Source organism: Pseudomonas sp. R3-56 (assembly GCF_051132075.1).
GTDB lineage: Bacteria > Pseudomonadota > Gammaproteobacteria > Pseudomonadales > Pseudomonadaceae > Aquipseudomonas.
The window spans coordinates 1,752,572-1,771,716 of record NZ_CP071657.1; the positions used below are offsets into that span (position 1 = coordinate 1,752,572).

Genomic DNA, 19,145 nt, shown 5'->3' on the forward strand with positions numbered 1-19,145 from the left:
GTTGGCAACGGAGGAAATGCACATGGCAGCGCTCATCGGTACCGTCAGTAAGGTCGTAGGGCAGGTTTTCGCAGAGGCCGCCGGTGGGCTGCGGCGCCCGTTGATCGAAGGTGATCGGTTGTACGCCGGTGAGCACCTGATCACCGGCGCTGAGGGCGCAGTAGCCGTGCATTTGCAGAACGGCCAGGAACTGACCTTGGGCCGCGAAAGTGACCTGACCCTGACCCCGCAGCTGCTCGCCAACCAGGCAGCGCCTGTCGACACGCCCGAAGCGCCAGTGCCAAGTAATGCGCAACTGACCGATGTGCAGCAATTGCAGCAAGCCATCGCCGCCGGCGCCGACCCGACCCAGACGGGCGAGGCCACGGCGGCGGGCGCCGAGGGCGGCAACCCGGGCGGAGTGGGCGGTGGGCACAGCTTTGTGCTGCTGGAGGAGGTGGCCGGGGAGGTTGATCCTCTGATTGGCTTCCCAACCGCCGGGTTCAACGGGATTCCCGAGTTTCCACAACTGGAGCTGGCGGCTGATCCGGACGCCAACGACGGCGATGATGGCGATGGAACCGTGCCGCCGGTCATTCCTGAAACGCCGGACAACCCCGTCACCCTTGATGGCGTGACCGTGGACGGCGGAGAGCTGAGCACCAACGAGGCCAACCTTGCCGACGGAACCGCCAGCAATCCTGGCGCGCTGGTGCAAAGCGGCACCTTCAGCGTTTCCGCTCCCGACGGCTTGAACAGCCTGAGCATCGGCGGTATCAGCGTGATCGCTGGCGGCGTGGCTTCAGGTTTCCCGCAGTCCGTCACCTCGGCGCTGGGCAACACGCTGACCATCACCGGCTATGACCCCGCCACTGGCGTGGTGAGCTACACCTATACCCTGACCGACAACGAAACCCATCCGGCGGGCGGTGGTGCCAATACCATCAGCGAGCAATTCCCGGTCGTGGCCGTCGATAACGACGGCGATACGGCCAACGGAACCCTGGACGTCAACATTACCGACGACGTACCCCAGGCAATCGATGACAGCCACGCCAGCACCGCATCGGAGACCCTCGTCACCCTCACTGGCAACGTGTTGCCCAACGATGACCAGGGCGCTGATCGCATACCCACCGGCCCCGACAGCGGGCCGATCATCGGCGGCACGTTCACCGGTACCTACGGCACGCTGGTGCTCAACCCCAACGGTACGTACACCTACACCCTGAATACCAGCGACCCGCAATTCGTTGCGTTGCACGGCGGCGGCAACGGCAGCGAAACCTTCACCTACACCCTGACGGACGCCGACGGCGACACCAGCACTGCCAACCTGGTGCTGCAAGTGCACAACAACGACGACCCGGTGATCATCAACGGCCTCGACACCGAGGGCGGGGAGCTGACGGTGCAGGAGAAAAACCTCGGCGACGGCAGCAACCCGGACGCCTCGGCGCTGACCCAGAGCGGCAGTTTCACCATCACCGCGCTGGACGGCGTGCAAACCCTGAGCGTCGGCGGCATCACTGTGGTCAGCGGTGGCGTCGCCGCCGGTTTCCCGCAATCGATCACCACCGCGTTGGGCAACACCTTGACCGTCACCGGCTTCAACGCCGCTACGGGCGTGGTCAGCTACAGCTACACCTTGCTCGACAACGAAGCGCATGCAAATGCCAACGGCGCGAACAGCCTGGGCGAGCAGTTCAGCGTGGTGGTCACCGATGACAACGGCACCACGGCCACCGGCAACCTGGACGTGAACATCGTCGATGACGTGCCTCAGGCCGTGGACGACAGCAACGCCGGTACTGCCTCGGAAAACAACCTGACCCTGACCGGCAGCGTGCTGCCCAACGACAGCCAAGGCGCCGATCAGGTGGCGTCCGGGCCGATTACTCCCGGCACTTTCACCGGTACCTACGGCACGCTGGTGCTCAACGCCGACGGCTCCTACACCTACACGCTCAACCCTGGCGACACCGATTTCAAAGGCCTGCACGGCGGCGGCAACGGCACCGAAACCTTCACCTACACCCTGACCGACGCCGACGGCGACACCAGCACCGCCAACCTGGTGCTGCAAGTGCACAACAACGACGACCCGGTGATCATCAACGGCCTCGACACCGAGGGCGGCGAGCTGACGGTGCAGGAGAAAAACCTCGGCGACGGCAGCAGCCCGGACGCCTCGGCGCTGACCCAGAGCGGCACGTTCACCATCACCGCGCTGGACGGCGTGCAGACCCTGAGCGTCGGCGGCATCACTGTGGTTAGCGGTGGCGTCGCTGCGGGTTTCCCGCAATCGATCGCCACCGCGTTGGGCAACACCTTGACCGTCACCGGCTTCAACGCCGCCACGGGCGTGGTCAGCTACAGCTACACCTTGCTCGACAACGAAGCGCATGCAAATGCCAACGGCGCCAACAGCGTGGGCGAGCAGTTTAGCGTGGTGGTCACCGATGACAACGGCACCACGGCCACCGGCAACCTGGACGTGAACATTGTCGATGACGTGCCTCAGGCCGTGGACGACAGCAACGCCGGTACTGCTTCGGAAAACAACCTGACCCTGACCGGCAACGTGCTGCCCAACGACAGCCAAGGCGCCGATCAGGTGGCGTCCGGGCCGATTACTCCCGGCACTTTCACCGGCACCTACGGCACGCTGGTGCTCAACGCCGACGGCTCCTACACCTACACGCTCAACCCTGGCGACACCGATTTCAAAGGCCTGCACGGCGGCGGCAATGGCAGCGAAACCTTCACCTACACCCTGACCGACGCCGACGGCGACACCAGCACCGCCAACCTGGTGCTGCAAGTGCACAACAACGACGACCCGGTGATCATCAACGGCCTCGACACCGAGGGCGGCGAGCTGACAGTGCAGGAGAAAAACCTCGGCGACGGCAGCAACCCGGACACCTCGGCGCTGACCCAGAGCGGCACTTTCACCATCACCGCGCTGGACGGCGTGCAAACCCTGAGCGTCGGCGGCATCACTGTGGTCAGCGGTGGCGTCGCCGCCGGTTTCCCGCAATCGATCACCACCGCGTTGGGCAACACCTTGACCGTCACCGGCTTCAACGCCGCCACGGGCGTGGTCAGCTACAGCTACACCTTGCTCGACAACGAAGCGCATGCAAATGCCAACGGCGCCAACAGCCTGGGCGAGCAGTTCAGCGTGGTGGTCACCGATGACAACGGCACCACGGCCACCGGCAACCTGGACGTGAACATTGTCGATGACGTGCCCAAGGCCCACGCCGACTCCGCCTCGGTGGAAGAGGGCGCGACGGTCAGCGGCAACGTGCTGAACAACGACGAGGGCGGCGCCGACGGGCCTGCCGCCAGCGGCGCAGTGATCGGCGTACGCGCCGGCAGCGATACATCGACCTCCGCCGTAGGCGGCCTCAACAGCCAGATCAATGGCACCTACGGCTACCTGACCCTGGACGCCAACGGCAACGCGGTCTACCACAGCAACCCGAATGCCGTCAGCGCACCGGGCGCCACCGATGTGTTCACCTATACCGTGCGCGACGCCGATGGCGACGAGAGCACCACGACCATCACCATTGACGTCTACAACAGCTGCCTGGCCGCAACCCCTGACCAGGAAATCCGCGTCTATGAAAAAGCCCTGGATCTCAACCAGGATGGCCAGGACCTGGCCCCCGGCACCGTCACCGGCAGTGCGCCGAATGCCAGCAGTGAAACCGCGAGCGGCAGCCTTGTCGGCTCGGTGACCGGTGCCGTCGGCGCCGTCACCTTCGCCCTGATCGGCAATGCCACTGGCGCCCATGGACAACTGTTGCTCAACCCGGACGGTTCGTACACCTACACCCTGACGTCGCCCGCCACGACAACGCCCGCCGCCAATGATGGTCCGAACGTGTTGAGCGAAAGCTTCACGTATCAAGCTACGGACTCACTCGGTAACAGCGTCACCAGCACCATCGTTATCAACATCGTCGACGATGTGCCCAAGGCGCACTGTGATACCGCGGCGGTGGTGGAGGGCGGGACGGTCAGCGGCAACGTGCTGGATAACGACGTGCTCGGCGCCGACGGTGGCGTGGTGATCGGCGTGCGGTCCGGCAACGATACGTCAAGCCCGGCCAACGGCGGCCTGAACAGCCAGATCAACGGCACCTACGGCTACCTGACCCTGGATGCCAATGGCAACGCGGTCTATCACAGCAATCCGGACTCCGTTGGCATACCGGGTGCCACCGATGTATTCACCTACACCGTGCGCGACGCCGATGGGGATGAAAGCACCACGACCATCACCATCGACGTGCACAACAGTTGCCTGGTGGCTGAAACCGATCATGACGTCACCGTTTACGAAAAAGCCCTGGACCTGAAACAGGATGGCCAGGACCTGGCCCCCGGCACCGCCACCGGCAGCGAGCCGGGCAGCACCGGCGAAACCGCCACCGGCACCTTGGTCGGTTCGGTCAGCGGTGCAACCGGCGCCGTGACATTTGCCTTGGTGGGAGACGCCAATGGCGCCCACGGCCAGTTGCTGCTCAATGCCGACGGCTCTTACACCTATACGCTGACCTCGCCGGCGAATACCACGCCGCATGCCAACAATGGCCCGAACGTATTGACCGAAAGCTTCACCTATCAGGCCACCGATTCCCTGGGCAACAGCACCACCGGCAACCTGGTGGTGAGCATCGTCGACGATGTGCCCAAGGCTGTCGCGTCCGAGCGTTCGGTCACGGCGGTGGAGATCGATTCGAACCTGCTGATCGTGCTCGACGTGTCCGGCAGCATGAAAGACGATTCCGGTGTGCCGGGCCTCTCGCGAATGGACCTGGCCAAACAGGCGATCAGCGCCTTGCTCGACAAATACGACGACATGGGCGACGTGAAAGTCCAGCTTGTGACCTTCAGCGGCAGCGCCACCGGCCAGAGTGCCGTGTGGGTGGACGTGGCAACCGCCAAGACACTGATCGCCGCGCTGAAGGCGCACGGTGACACCAATTACGATGCGGCCGTGGAGATGGCCAAGACGGCGTTCGCAACACCGGGGCAACTGACCGGCGCCCAGAACGTTGGCTATTTTTTCTCCGACGGCAAGCCGACCAAGGGCGATATCGGCCCGGCGGACGAGGCCGCGTGGAAGGCCTTCCTCGACGCCAACAGCATCAAGAATTACGCCGTCGGCCTGGGCAGCGGCGCCAGAAACGTCAATCTTGACCCGCTGGCCTACGACGGCAGCACCCACACCAACACCAACGCGGTGGTGGTGACTGACTTGAACCAGCTCAATTCGGTGCTTTCCGGCACTGTGCAAGGCGTGCCGGTTACCGGCAGCCTGTTTGGCGAAGGCGGCTCGTTCGGCGCCGACGGCGGGTTTATCAAAAGCCTGGTGGTGGACGGCACGACCTACAGCTACAACCCCGATGCCAACGGTGGCCAGGGGGCGCTGACCATCAGCGGCGGGGCCAACCACGGCACCTTCAACACCGCGACCAACACCGTCAGCATCGCCACCGGGCATGACGGCATGCTCGTGGTGAATCTTGATACCGGCGCGTTCAGCTACACCTCCCAGACCACCACCAGCACCTTGATCACCGAGAACATCGGCTACACCCTCAGCGATAACGATGGTGACCTGGCGGGCTCCAACCTGGTGATCAAAGTCCAACCCAACAGCGCTCCGGTGGCGGTCGATGACAACGTCATCACCAACGTGCTCTCGGGCAACATCGTGGTTCCGGGTGAACTGCTGCTGGGCAATGACAGCGACGCCAACGGCGACCCGCTCTCCGCATCGCCGACCAGTTTTAATACCGGCTGGGTGGCCAGGGGCGCGGATTTCACCGGCAGCACCGGTACCGCCAGTTTCACTGGCAACAACGCCCAGTCGATCAGCCTCAACCGCAGTGCCTTCGTCGCCAATACCGCGAGCATGACCGCAGTGCTGGTGGTCAGCGGGGCGCTGGGAGCGGTGTCGAACAACAACGCCAACGATGAGGACCGGCTCAACATCAGCCTCAAGCAAGGCGAAACCCTGACCCTGGATCACAATCTCACGGCCGGTCGCATCGCCATGGAATATTCGCTTAACGGCGGCCCCTTCATCGCAATCAACGATGGCGCCTCGTTCACCGCGGCGGCGGATGGCAATTATCAGATCCATGTCACCAACATTCCCAACCCCGGCAATGGCAACGCCAATGCCTCGGAAAATTACCAACTGACCCTGACCGTCAACTACGCCGGTGCCCAGGACACTACTCCCGATTATCACGGCAGCTACACTGCCAGCGACAACCACGGCGGCAGTGACTCCGCCGGGGTGGGCATCAGCTACCAGGCGGGCCACACCCTGACGGGGACCACGGGCGACGATGTACTGCTGGCCGGCAATGGCAACAACGTGCTCAACGCCGGCGACGGCAACGACATCCTCAGCACCGGCGCGGGCAACAACACCTTGCATGGCGGGGCTGGCGATGACTTGCTCTACAGCAGTACCGGTAACGACCTGCTCGACGGCGGCACTGGCAACGACACCGCCAGTTATGCCCATGCCACCGGCGGCGTCACGGTAAATCTCGGCCTGCTGGCCGGACAGAACACCCTGGGGGCCGGCACCGACACCCTGGCTGGCATCGAGAACCTGGTCGGCTCGAACTTCAACGACCACCTGACCGGCGACAGCCTGAGCAATCGCATCGACGGCGGCCTCGGCCATGACGTGCTCAACGGCGGTGACGGCGATGACCTGCTGATCGGCGGCCTGGGCAACAACACCCTCACCGGTGGCAACGGCGCCGACACGTTCCAATGGCAGGCGGGCAACAGCGGTCACGACGTCATCACGGATTTCACCCCGGGCCTCGACAAACTCGACCTGTCGCAACTGCTGCTGGGCGAGAACAGCAGCGCGGCGTCGCTTGATGACTATCTGCACTTCAGCGTGACCGGCAGTGGAGCCTCGTTGATCACCAGCATCGACGTCAGCAGCACCGCCGGCGCCACGCCGAACCAGACCATCGACCTGGCCGGCGTCAACCTCGCCAGCCACTACGGCGTCACGCCGGGCGCAGGCGGAATGATCGGCGGCGCGGACACCGCGACCATCATCAACGGCATGCTGAACGACCATTCGTTGAAGGTCGACACAGTGTGAGATGAGCTGAAACGACAAAACCCGCCATCTCTGCTCTGGAGATGGCGGGTTTTTCATTTTGGCCCGCACAAAATTTTCCCGGACCCAGGCACCGCTGTTCCCGTGGCGAGGGAGCTTGCTCCCGCTCGGCTGCGCAGCAGTCGTAAAATCGGCAGGCGCGGTCTGCCTGGGGAATCGCATCAGCTGATTTCAGGGCGGCTTCGCCTCCCAGCGGGAGCAAGCTCCCTCGCCACAAGGGCCTTCAATCAGGTTTGCGCAGCGTCTTCTGCCTGAGGATATACACCGTCACCAGCACCGCGCTGGTCAGCATGAACACCCGCGCCCATGGCAGGGGCACCAGGTAGCACGACAGCAGGATGCTCGCCCACATCAACCCGATGGCGTAGACCTTGCCCTTGAGCGGGATGCCGTTGCCGCTGAGGTAGTCGCCGATCCAGGGGCCGAGGCGCGGATGCTCCACCAGCCAGCGGTAGAAGCGTGGCGAACTGCGGGCGAAGCAGGCCGCGGCCAATAACAGGAAGGGGGTGGTGGGAAGGACGGGAATAAAGATGCCGATGACCCCCAGCACCACGCTCAGCCAGCCGATGGCGAGCAGAGCGTAGCGCAGGATCAGCGGGCGATTGCCGAGGGGCGCGGGCACCCGCTGACTCAGTGGTGGCGCGGCTTGAGGATCGCCGGTTTCTCGTCCGGGGCGTTGCACAGCAGGTACAGGGCGGTGAGGGCTTCCGGGATCTGCACGATCATGTCGTCCATCAGGTTCGCGTCGGCGGCAATGTCGGAAAACTCCGGTTGCTCGTCGAACAGACCGGAACCGACCATGATCGGCAACAGCATTTCGCTGACTTCCTCTTCGGCGGTTTCGAACCAGGCCGCTTCGCGCAGGAACACGCCTTCCATGAAGCCGATGCACCAGCCGCGCAGTTCCGAATCGTCCGGATCGTCGCCCAGGTCCAGCTCGCACGGCAGCTCGAATTCTTCATCGGAAGCCAGTTGGCGGGCGATGTGAGCCTTGAGGCCGACCAGCGTCGCTTCGATTTCGGCGCGTTGGGCTTCGTCGCTGTAGTGCGGTTCTTCGGCGAACAGGGCGTCGATCCATTCACGCTCCGGCACCTGCTCGGAGCAGATCGACAGGGCGGTCAGGTAGCCATGAGCGGCCACGTAATCCAGCGCTTCTTCGTGCAGCTCATCGGCGTCGAGGAAGACTTGCAGGCGGGTCAGTTGCTCAGCGAAGGACATTACAGGCTACCTTGGGGAATAAACAATGCGGGAATTCTAGGCTTTCTTGAGCGCTCAGGCCAGCCGCGTGGTGGATTTGCTTTCTTGCCGGGCTGTACTCGTACATTGTGGCGAGGGGATTTATCCCCGCTGGGCTGCAACGCAGCCCCAACGCAGCCGACTCGTTACTAGGGATTAGCGCGACTCAAGCAACATGAGGGGCTGCTACGCAACCCAGCGGGGATAAATCCCCTCGCCACAACGGCTGCGTCGCATTCATTTGCGCACTCCCTCAAACCTCCCGTCAGCAACCCCCTTCGCAACGAAGCCCTCGGGTATACTGCCGCGTTTTGTGATGCCCTGCGGCATCCCGGCGGTTCGAAACGCGCACTTACGATTCGCCGGTGCAGCGTTTGTGTTTCTGGACCAGCCTTGCAGGGATGTTTCGGTGATTTTTGGAGTTTTTATGCTCGAACAGGCTCAACGCGTCCTCAAGGACATCTTCGGCTACGACAGTTTTCGTGGCCGCCAGGGTGCCATCATTGAGCGCGTGGCCAGCGGTGGCGATGCCTTGGTGCTCATGCCTACCGGCGGCGGCAAGTCCTTGTGCTTCCAGGTACCCGCGCTGCTGCGCAACGGCCTCGCGGTGGTGGTGTCGCCGCTGATCGCCTTGATGGACGACCAGGTCGCGACCCTCGAAGAACTGGGCGTTGCCGCCGCCGCGTTGAACTCCACGCTGAGCGCCGAGCAGCAGCGGGACCTGGCGGAACGCATCAAGCGCGGTGAAGTGAAAATGCTTTACCTGGCGCCTGAACGTCTCGTGCAGCCGCGCATGCTGGCTTTTCTCAAGAGCCTGGAAATCGCCCTATTTGCCATCGACGAAGCCCATTGCGTATCCCAATGGGGCCATGACTTCCGTCGTGAATATCTGCAACTGGGGCAATTGGCCGAGCTGTTTCCCGACGTGCCGCGCATCGCCCTGACCGCCACCGCCGACAAACGTACCCGCGAAGAAATCGTCGAGCGCCTGCACCTGCAGGACGCCGAGCGGTTCCTCTCCAGCTTCGACCGCCCGAACATTTTTTACCGCATCGTGCCCAAGGAACAGCCGCGCAAGCAATTGCTGGCGTTCCTCGCCGAGCGCCGCAGCGACGCGGGTATCGTCTACTGCCTGTCGCGCAAGAAAGTCGAGGAGGTGGCGGCGTTTCTCAGCGAGCAAGGTTTCCCGGCATTGCCCTACCATGCCGGCCTGCCCAACGATCTGCGGGCCTATCACCAGAAGCGCTTTCTCAACGAGGAAGGCCTGATCATGGTCGCCACCGTGGCGTTCGGCATGGGTATCGACAAGCCCAACGTACGGTTCGTCGCGCATTTGGACCTGCCCAAGTCCCTGGAGGCCTATTACCAGGAAACCGGCCGTGCCGGTCGTGACGGTTTGCCGGCCGATGCCTGGATGGCCTACGGCCTGCAGGACGTGGTGATGCTCAAGCAGATGTTGCAGAACTCCGAGGGCGATGAGCGCCACAAACGCCTGGAACAACACAAGCTCGACGCGATGCTGTCGCTCTGCGAGGAAACCCGTTGCCGCCGCCAGACCTTGCTGGCCTATTTCGATGAGGACATGCCCGAGCCTTGCGGGCACTGCGACAACTGCGTCGACGGCGTGGAGACCTGGGACGCCACCGAGCCGGCCCGCCAGGCGCTGTCGGCCATCTATCGCACGGGCCAGCGTTATGGCGTGGGGCATCTGGTGGACGTGCTGCTGGGCAAGGACAACGAAAAGGTCCGCAGCTTTGGCCATCAGCACCTTTCGGTGTTCGGCGTGGGCAAGGCCCGCACCGAGAGCGAATGGCGCTCGCTGTTCCGGCAACTGGTGGCGCGCGGCCTGGCCGACATCGACCTGGAAGGTTATGGCGGCCTGCGCCTGAGCGCGACCTGCCGGCCCTTGCTCAAAGGCGAGGTCAGCCTGGAACTGCGTCGCGACCTCAAGCCCGCAACAGCGATCAAGAGCAGCAAGAGCCAGGCCAGCCAACTGGTGCGTGGCGAGGAGCGCGATCAGTGGGAGGCCTTGCGCGCCTTGCGGCGCAAGCTGGCGGAGGAGCATGGCGTGCCGCCCTATGTCATTTTCCCCGACTCGACGTTGCTGGAAATGCTCCGCAGCCAACCGACTTCCCTGGCGGAAATGGCCCGGGTCAGTGGCGTTGGCGCGCGCAAGCTGGAGCGTTACGGCGAGGCTTTCCTCCAGGTGCTCGGCGGTGAAGCCGAAGCGCCGAAAGCCGTGGCCGATGTACGCCACGAACTCATCACGCTGGCTCGTGCCGGCATGACCCCGCTACAGATCGCCGGGCAACTGCAGTGTTCGGAAAAGAATGTCTACACGATGCTGGCCGAGGCGATCGGCCAACAGCAGCTATCCCTGGAGCAGGCGCTGGATTTGCCCGAAGAACTGATGGGCGAAATCCAGGACGCGTTTCTCGACGGCGAGGGTGAATTGCCTGCGGTATCTGACGTTGCCGCGCTGTTTGCAGGCCGCGTTCCGGAAGGCGTCCTGTATTGCGTCAGGGCTGCACTGCAATCGGAATTTGAAGTCTGATCAAATGGTTACGCTCCTTTAACGATTCACTACAGCGCCAGCCTTGCTTGAATCCGAAGCTCATGCTTAGCTGACTAATAATTAGTATTTCTCTATTTAGATTCTGATGAGTTTTTTATGCCTCTAACCGATCAACACCGCTTTGGCATGCAGTTGGCGCAAATGTCCCGGGGCTGGCGAGCCGAGCTGGACCGTCGCCTCGCCGGGCTGGGCCTGTCCCAGGCGCGTTGGCTGGTGCTGCTGCACCTGGCCCGCTTCGAACAGGCGCCGACCCAGCGTGAGCTGGCCCAGAGCGTCGCCGTTGAAGGCCCGACCCTGGCCCGCTTGCTCGATAGCCTGGAAACCCAGGGACTGGTGCAGCGCCAGGCCGTGGCCGAGGACCGCCGCGCCAAGAAAATCGTGCTCTGCGCGCCGGCCTTACCGCTGATTGAACAGATCGAAACCATTGCCACGCAGCTGCGTCGGGAGTTGTTTGAAGGCGTTGACGAAGAGGATATGCGGGTGTGCATGCGGGTTCACGGCAGAATCCTGGCCAACCTGGAAAAATCCTGAGGCATATACCTCGCGCCAGGTTTTTGAGATTCGTCGGTTAGCGAACTATAACCAGTAGTAAGCGTTCCTAATGGAAGCGTTTGCGCCGAGGTTGGTTCTGGTAATCGAAAGGGATGCCCATGCTTGAAAGTCTGCAGTCCACGTTGCGCAACTGGGTCAACGTGTTGATAGTCGTGGGTGCCCTGGGCTTTCCGGCCCTGGCGTCGGCGCTGGGGCTGGGAGAGATCACGCTTCATTCCGCGCTGAACCAGCCGTTGCGTGCCGACATCGCCCTGGTCGATGCGGCCGGCCTGGGCGAGGGGGATTTGTCGGCCAGCCTGGCGAGTCCGGACGATTTCAGTCGCGCCGGGGTGGAGCGCGTTTTTTTTCTCAACAGCTTGCGTTTCACGCCGGTGTTGCGCGGCGAGCGCAGCTTCATCCGGGTGACTTCCAGCAAGCCGGTGGAAGAACCCTTCCTCAATTTCCTGGTACAGCTCAACCAGCCTAACGGCCGGGTGCTGCGCGAATACACCGTGCTGATCGATCCGCCGGGCACGCCAGGGATTGTGCCGGCCGTGGACGAGCCTTCCGCTGCGGCCGAAGCGACACCCGCGATCAAGCCGCCACCGGCCACACAAGGCAAGCGCTACACCGTCGTGCAGGGCGACAACCCCTGGACCATCGCCAAGCGCCTGCATGACGCCGGCAGCAATGCCTCTGTCAATGAGCTCATGCAGGGCATCCAGGCGCTGAACCCTGGCAGCGAGCGGCTTTCCATCGGTCAGCGCCTGTTGCTGCCCGACTCGGCCATATTGCCGCCTCCCGCCGCAACCCCTCCAACGCCGGCCTCTGGCGCCCCCGACAGCAATGCCGAGCAACTCGCCGCCTCGGTGCTGCAAAACCAGCAACAACAGAAAACCATCGACGAACTTCAAGCCCGGCTTCAGGCCCAGGACGCGGAAATTGCCGGCCAGCGCCAGCAGATCAGCGAGTTGCAGGCGCAACTGGCCCAGGAGCCGCCGGGTGCCGTTGCCGCGACAGCGGCGCCAGCGGAAAACGTCGAGCCCACTCCGGTGGTCGAGGCGGCGCCGGCCGACGAGGCAGAGGGCATCGATTGGGTGTGGGTGGCGGGGCTGGTGGGGCTGCTGGGGTTGCTCGTCGTGTTGCTGTTCCTTCGCCGTCGGCAACAGCAGGAGCTGACGGATCCGCAGCCGATGTCCGAGCCTCGCGAATTGATCCTGGACGATGACGAACCCGAAACCTACGGGCAATCGGACGCCGAACGCCCTGAAGTCGCCGCGTCGTTCAATAACGGCGATGCGCCCCTCGGCGATGTGCTCGAAGGGGTGGGAATCTACCTGACCTATGGCCGCTTCACCGAAGCGGCGGGCTTGTTGCGCGCCGCGTTGCTGGCGGAGCCGGAGCGTACCGACCTGGGCCTCAAGTTGCTCGACGTGCTGGGCAAGCAGGGCGATGTCATCGGTTTCCAGGCCCAGGAGAACCACCTGCTGGCCCAGGGTATCGATCGCCAGGCGCTGGAAGAAGTCCGCGGGCGCTACCCGAGGATCTCCATGGTTACCGCGCCCGTTGAGACCTCCCTTGATACGCCGCGTGATACGCCACTTGATGCGCCTGCGCCGACAGAACCCCTGGCACGCATTCCAGAGCCCGAACCGCCCAGTCCCCCCAGCGACGAATTCGAGCTGAAGCTCGATAGCTTGTCCATGGAGAACAGCTGGGACCTGACCGACACCCCGCAGGCAGCCGCTGAACCGAAACCCCTGGAAACCTTCGAAACCGGCACCTTGTCGCTCTCGGGGTTCGATGAGCCCGACCTGCAATGGGGCGCGCCTCTGGAAACCGAGTCGTTGGACGATGATTTTCTCGACGGGTTTGCCGACGAAGAGCAGTCGCTGGAGTTGGAGCCGCTGACCGCCGAACCGGAATTCGACTCCCTGTCGCTCGAACCGGTGTCCTTTGAGGCGCAACCCTCGCAGCATTCGGAAAAGCTCGAAGAAGCCCAGAATCGTATCGATGAGGGTGACCTCAAGAGCGCCATCACGCTGCTGGAGGAACTGGTGGAAGAGGGCGACGAGCCGCTCAAGGAAACGGCCCGGGTGCTGCTGGCCGGGATTCGTTGAGATGATCCATAGGCTGGAGAGAATCTTGTGGGAGCGAGCTTGCTCGCGATGACGGAGCCCCGGTCAACATCATCTTTGACTGAGTGACCGCTTTCGCGAGCAGGCTCGCTCCCACAGTTTGAACAGCGCTAGAACGTCTGCCCCAGATTCAGATACACCGCCTGCTCATCATCGTCGTTGAAGCCGTAACTGAAGTTGAGTGGCCCCAGCGGCGTGTCGAACCCGAGGAAAATACTGGCGGCGTTGATGTAGCCGCTGTCGAATTCATTGTCGTTGTTCCAGGCCCGGCCGCGCTCCAGCGAACCGCCAACATACAACGGGAAATCCAGCGGCAGGTAGGCGCGCGGCGTGAGCCTGCGGTAGTACACGGCGCGCATCAGGCTCATGTTCTGGCCGGATATCCCGTCTTCACGAAAACCCGACAGCTGTCGGGCGCCGCCGAGGACGAAACTCGACGTCACGACCTCGGCGGTGTCCAGGGTCCGGCCATAACGACCGCCGAGGATGAAGGTATCCGGGCCGCTGCTCAGGGCCTTGTCCAACCTGAATTCCCACTGGCGATAACGCTGGTCGGAACCTAATCCGGGTTCGTACTGGCGCCAGGACAAACCGATGTCTTCCCCTTCGTGGGGGAAGTAGACGTTGTCCAGCGAGTCGAATGAATACTTGAGCTCGTAGAAGCCTTCGTTGAAGTTTTCGCTGGGCTGGTCGTGATCGCCGATGCGCACGTCCGCCTTGCCCCAGGCCTGGCCGACACCGAAGCGGATTTCCCCGCTGTTACCGATCTGTCGGCCCAGGTTCAAGCCGAAGCCATAGCGCTCGACCCGATACTGGGCGACCGGGTCGTTATCGAGGATCGATTCGACGTTGCGCGATTCGAACTGTCCGTAGGGCGCGATGAAGTAGCGCGAGCCGACGTCCAGCGGCTGGTAGAACTCGCTGTACAGCTCCTGCTTGTCGCCGATCTGCGCCCGTGTCAGCCATTCGGCGCCGAGGCGATTGATACCGTTGACCCGGTAGCTGGCACCGAGGTTGAAAGCGCTGTCGCCGCGCATGTCGTCCGACAGGCTCAGGCCCAGGCGCAGGTAGTCCGTGCCGGTGCGTCGGCCCCGGGCGCTGATCACCAGGGTGTTGTCCGCGCCCTTGTGTACTACGCGGTATTGCACCTGCTCGAAATAATCCAGGCCGTACAAGGTGCCCATGTCGGTTTGCAGGCGACCCAGGTCCAACGGCTCGCCGATCTGTTGGCGAATGTAATAGCGGATCACGTCGTCGCCGACTTTCGAATCGTTTTCCACCCGTATCGCGGTGATGACCGGCGTGCGTTCGCTGGGGGTGCGCGCCGCCATCAGCTCGGCGTCGGCCGGTTCAGGGCGACGCAGGTGCGCCAGGCGCGCCTCGAGTATCCGGGTGGCGCGGTAACCGGCGTCGATTATTTCCGTGGCGCGGCCGAAATCGGTGGAGCCAAAGCTCGCCAGGGCGGGCTGGATCAGCACGTCGTTGTTTTTCAGCGTCGCCAGTTGTTCCTCCGAGTTGCGGCGGGTCATCAGGGTGGTCGACTGATTCAGCACATCCACCACCGTGACCAATTGCTTGCGGTTGCGCAGCGGCGTGCCGATATCGACGACGATGGCCATGTCCACGCCCATTTCCCGGGCCACGTCCAAGGGAATGTTGTCGCTCATGCCGCCGTCCACCAGCAGCCGCCCGTCCAGTTCCACCGGGGCGAACACCGCCGGGATCGACATGCTGGCACGGATCACCTTGGGCAGGTGGCCCTTGCGGAACACGACTTTTTCGCCAGTGGCGATGTCGGTCGCCACGGCGCGGAAGGGAATCGGCAGCTTGTCGAAATCCCGGGTATCGCTGGCGTGGGCCAGCAGGCTTTCCAGGAGCAGGGCCAGGTTCTGTCCCTGGATCACGCCCAGCGGCAGGCCGAGGCTGCCGTCGTCGCGAAAGCTCAGCTTCTGCTTGACCAGGAAATCCCGATCGTCCTGCTTGCGCCGGAAGGGCACGTCCTTGCGCGGCGGGGCGTCGGACAGCGCTTGCTGCCAGTCGATGCCCAGGGCGAGCTTCTCCAGCTCGTCGATCTTGTACCCGGAGGCGTATAGGCCGCCGATCACCGCGCCCATGCTGGTGCCGGCGATCGCGTCGATCTTGATGCCTTGTTCTTCCAGGGCTTTGAGCACGCCAATATGCGCCAGCCCACGGGCCGCGCCGCCGGAAAGTACCAGGCCGATCTTCGGTCGCGTCGCTTCGACCGCGTTGGCGAACAGGGGCAGCAGTAGCAGGAGCAGGCATGGCAGCAGGCGGCGCATCGTCAATCTCGGGGCAGGCGGTCAAAGGCGGTAGTATAACGAGGCCTTTGACCGCAGGAGTTCACCAGCAATGACCGCTCACAAACCGGAAGTCGTCATCACTTACTGCACGCAGTGCCAATGGTTGCTGCGCGCCGCTTGGCTGGCCCAGGAGTTGCTCAGCACGTTTGGCGACGATTTGGGCAAGGTGTCCCTGGTGCCGGGCACCGGCGGGGTGTTCCATATCAGCTGTGACGGTACGCAGGTCTGGGAGCGCAAGGCTGACGGCGGTTTTCCCGAGGCCAAGGTCCTCAAACAGCGGGTCCGCGACCGGATCGACCCGGAGCGCGACCTGGGGCACAACGACCGGGTTCAGTGACTCGTTTCAGTCACCTGGCTCAGTGAGACGAGGCCTGGGCGCCGGCGCTGGATTTTTTCGTGCCGTCGAGCTGGCTCGACACCACAATCGCAACGATGATCAGCACGCCACCGAGCAGCATGCGCAGCGTCGGGTTTTCATCGAACAGCAGCCAGGCAATGGTGATGCCGTAGACCGGTTCCATGGCGAACACTACCGCCGCGGTGCGCGCCTTGATCACCGCGAGGCTGGCGACGAACAGGCTGTGGGCCAGGCCCGTGCAGAACACCCCGAGCAGGCCGATCCACAACCAGTCGATGGGGCGCACGTCGCTCAGTTGTGGCGCGGCCATCGGCAACAGGCATAAGCCCACGACTACGTTCTGGCACAGCGCGGCCTGCACCGGCGGTACGTGCGCGGAGCCGGCGCGATTGGTCAGCGACAACAGCGAGAACAACAGTCCCGAAGCCACGGCCCAGAGCAAACCGGTGGTGGCGCCGCTGGCCAGGTCAAAGTCCGGTGTGACCAGCACCAGGCCGACGCTCACCAGCACCACCAGGAGAATTTCGTTGGCACGGATCCGCTCGCGGAAAATCAGCCCTTCGAGCAATACGGTGAAGGCAGGGAAACTGGCGAACCCCAGCGTGGCGATGGCCACCCCGGCGACTTTTACCGAGATGAAAAAGCTGACCCAGTGTCCGGCCAGCAACAGCCCGCCGAGCAGCAACCGGCGAGCGTCGCGGCCGCGCAGTTTTTGCCAGCGGGTGCGGCTGGCGAACCGGGCAAACACCGCCAGGGCCAGCACGGCGAACACCGCACGGCCAAACACAATGACCGCTGGCGAGGCGGCGGCCAGTTTGCCGAACACGCCGGTCAGGCCAAACATGAGCGCGCCGATGTGCAAGGCGCCGAGGGCGGTACGGGGAGTCATTGCAATCCTTGTTGAGCGGTTGAGCGTCCGGCTATTGAACCCTTTGCCAGCCGCTTCTGTCTGTCGCGAACCTAGCGATTTTTAGCGCGGATCTAGCGCCGAAGCTTGCCCGGCGAAACACCGAACTCGCGCAGCACCGCCGCCGCGAAGGCACTTTGCGAACTGTAGCCAACCTGATGGGCGATTTCGCCGATGGGCAGGTTTGAGTCTCGCAACAGTCCCACGGCCTTGTGCAGGCGGCGGCTGCGGATGTATTCCATTGGCGTCTGCCCGCGTTCGGCGACGAAGCGCGCATGCAGGCGCGCGCTGGAAAGCCCGGCGACCCGCGCCAGGTCCGCCACTTGCAGCGGATAGGCCGCGTGCTGGTCGATATGAGCGTCCAGCGCGGCATAGGGCAGGCGCCGGCTGCCGCTCGTTTGCTGGCGGGTGCCGTTGAGGCTGGCCAACAGCAGCACCGCGCCTTGCTGGGCGATCAGCGGATCGTCCACCGGACTGCCCGCGAGCCAACTCACCAACTGGCTCTGCCCCGTATCCAGGGGCAGGCGGATATTGCGGTCGAGCAAGCGCCGGCTGGCATCGGCGTGATCGCCCAGGCACTGCCCGACCCAGTCATCATCAGGCACATCCAGCACCAGGCAACGGCTGCCCTGGGGGCTGCCGCAGGCGTGATGGGCGCCAGCGGGTACCACCACGAAACTCTGCTGCACCACCTGGCTGCCACGCCCTTCGACTTCGAAGTCCAGCGCGCCGGACAAGCCGAACACCAGCTGCGCATGGTCGTGGCTGTGGACAATCAGATCGTGGCTGTAGTGGCGTAGCGTGAGGATCGGTCTCATCGCGGTCTCCCGTGGCAGGCGGCCAGTCTACACGGAGGGCGCGGCGCCTTGCGCTGTCATGCAACCGACGCATTATTGTCATGGGGCATTAACCGCTGGGGTGCACTGTGGTGAAAACGATCAGAGGGTTGCCCAATGACCAGCGCCGAGCTCGCCAGGCCCAGCCGCAAACAGCGTGTCCGCACCCTGTGGATTTCCGACGTTCACCTGGGTACGCGAGATTGCCAGGCCGAGCACCTGTCGCACTTTCTCAAGGGCTATCACGCCGACAAGGTCTACCTGGTGGGCGATATCATCGACGGCTGGAAACTGCGCAGTGGCATGTATTGGCCACAGGCCCATACCAACGTCATTCGTCGCTTGCTGACCATGAGCAAGCGCGGCACCGAGGTGATCTATGTCACCGGCAACCATGACGAATTCCTGCGCCGCTATTCGAAGCTGATCCTGGGCAACATTCAACTGGTGGACGAAGCGGTGCATGTCACCGCCGATGGTCGGCACCTGCTGGTGATCCATGGCGACCAGTTCGATGTGATCACCCGTTATCACCGTTGGTTGGCCTTTCTTGGGGATTCGGCCTACGAATTCACCCTGACGCTCAATCGCTGGCTCAATCATTGGCGGGCCCGTTACGGCTACGGTTACTGGTCGCTGTCGGCGTACCTCAAGCACAAGGTCAAGACCGCTGTCAGCTTCATCAGCGACTTTGAAGAAGCCATCGCCCATGAGTGCGTGAAGCGTGAACTGCATGGCGTGGTGTGCGGGCACATCCACCATGCCGAGATTCGCACGGTGGGCGGGGTGGAGTACCTCAACTGCGGTGATTGGGTCGAGTCGTGCACGGCGCTGATCGAGCATTGGGATGGCTCGATCGAGCTCTATCGCCTGGCGGACGCCCAGGCGCGCGAAGCGCTGGTCAAGGCTGAGTTGAAAGTGACTGAGCCTGCCTGAAGCTCACATAAACCCCCGTGGCGAGGGAGCTTGCTCCCGCTCGGCTGCGCAGCAGTCGTCAATTGAACCGCGCGATGTGTCTGGATAAATGCAGGCGCCCGAACGGGGGGCTGCTGCGCAGCCCAGCGGGAGCAAGCTCCCTCGC

11 protein-coding genes are annotated in these 19,145 nt (G+C 63.5%); 6 read left to right on the plus strand and 5 right to left on the minus strand.

Going from position 1 to position 19,145, the window contains the following annotated elements; all coding sequences use genetic code 11:
- Nucleotides 1-22 precede the first annotated feature (22 nt).
- Nucleotides 23-7,144, plus strand: a complete 7,122-nt coding sequence (locus J3P96_RS08085; RefSeq protein ID WP_434656439.1) for a retention module-containing protein — start codon at nucleotides 23-25, stop codon at nucleotides 7,142-7,144.
- Between the two features lie 241 nt (nucleotides 7,145-7,385).
- On the opposite strand, the gene J3P96_RS08090 is transcribed toward J3P96_RS08085, so the two are convergent.
- Together J3P96_RS08090 and J3P96_RS08095 are read right to left on the minus strand one after the other, a co-directional pair.
- On the minus strand, nucleotides 7,386-7,784 hold the full coding sequence (locus J3P96_RS08090; RefSeq protein ID WP_434572566.1) for a YbaN family protein: 399 nt from the start codon (nucleotides 7,782-7,784) through the stop codon (nucleotides 7,386-7,388).
- Between the two features lie 8 nt (nucleotides 7,785-7,792).
- A complete protein-coding gene (locus J3P96_RS08095) occupies nucleotides 7,793-8,380 on the minus strand; it encodes a UPF0149 family protein (RefSeq protein WP_434629155.1) in 588 nt (195 codons plus the stop codon).
- A gap of 445 nt (nucleotides 8,381-8,825) precedes the next feature.
- On the opposite strand from J3P96_RS08095, the gene recQ reads away from it, so the two are divergent.
- From recQ to J3P96_RS08110, 3 genes are all read left to right on the plus strand, one after another.
- Nucleotides 8,826-10,952, plus strand: coding sequence for a DNA helicase RecQ (gene recQ, locus J3P96_RS08100; RefSeq protein WP_434656440.1), 2,127 nt, complete (start codon nucleotides 8,826-8,828; stop codon nucleotides 10,950-10,952).
- Nucleotides 10,953-11,069: 117 nt separating this feature from the next.
- Nucleotides 11,070-11,504, plus strand: a complete 435-nt coding sequence (locus tag J3P96_RS08105) for a MarR family transcriptional regulator (RefSeq protein ID WP_305499533.1) — start codon at nucleotides 11,070-11,072, stop codon at nucleotides 11,502-11,504.
- Nucleotides 11,505-11,623: 119 nt separating this feature from the next.
- Nucleotides 11,624-13,624: a FimV/HubP family polar landmark protein gene (locus tag J3P96_RS08110; RefSeq protein WP_434656441.1), complete on the plus strand. Its 2,001-nt coding sequence runs from the start codon at nucleotides 11,624-11,626 to the stop codon at nucleotides 13,622-13,624.
- 128 nt (nucleotides 13,625-13,752) lie between these two features.
- Here the strand turns inward: J3P96_RS08110 and J3P96_RS08115 are convergent, their stop codons facing one another.
- Nucleotides 13,753-15,942 (minus strand): patatin-like phospholipase family protein, encoded by a 2,190-nt coding sequence (locus J3P96_RS08115; protein ID WP_434656442.1) that lies wholly within the window; start codon nucleotides 15,940-15,942, stop codon nucleotides 13,753-13,755.
- A 70-nt stretch (nucleotides 15,943-16,012) separates the two neighbouring features.
- Here J3P96_RS08115 and J3P96_RS08120 point away from each other — a divergent pair, with 70 nt between their 5' ends.
- Complete coding sequence (locus J3P96_RS08120; RefSeq protein ID WP_434572572.1) at nucleotides 16,013-16,300, plus strand: SelT/SelW/SelH family protein; 288 nt, start codon at nucleotides 16,013-16,015, stop codon at nucleotides 16,298-16,300.
- A gap of 19 nt (nucleotides 16,301-16,319) precedes the next feature.
- Here the strand turns inward: J3P96_RS08120 and J3P96_RS08125 are convergent, their stop codons facing one another.
- Nucleotides 16,320-17,210 carry a DMT family transporter gene (locus J3P96_RS08125; RefSeq protein WP_305499541.1) on the minus strand — a complete coding sequence of 297 codons (891 nt, stop codon included), beginning with the start codon at nucleotides 17,208-17,210 and terminating at the stop codon, nucleotides 16,320-16,322.
- 92 nt (nucleotides 17,211-17,302) lie between these two features.
- Nucleotides 17,303-18,046 carry an AraC family transcriptional regulator gene (locus tag J3P96_RS08130; RefSeq protein WP_434656443.1) on the minus strand — a complete coding sequence of 248 codons (744 nt, stop codon included), beginning with the start codon at nucleotides 18,044-18,046 and terminating at the stop codon, nucleotides 17,303-17,305.
- Nucleotides 18,047-18,181: 135 nt separating this feature from the next.
- Here J3P96_RS08130 and J3P96_RS08135 point away from each other — a divergent pair, with 135 nt between their 5' ends.
- A complete protein-coding gene (locus J3P96_RS08135) occupies nucleotides 18,182-19,000 on the plus strand; it encodes a UDP-2,3-diacylglucosamine diphosphatase (protein ID WP_434572576.1) in 819 nt (272 codons plus the stop codon).
- The last annotated feature ends 145 nt before the right edge of the window (nucleotides 19,001-19,145 follow it).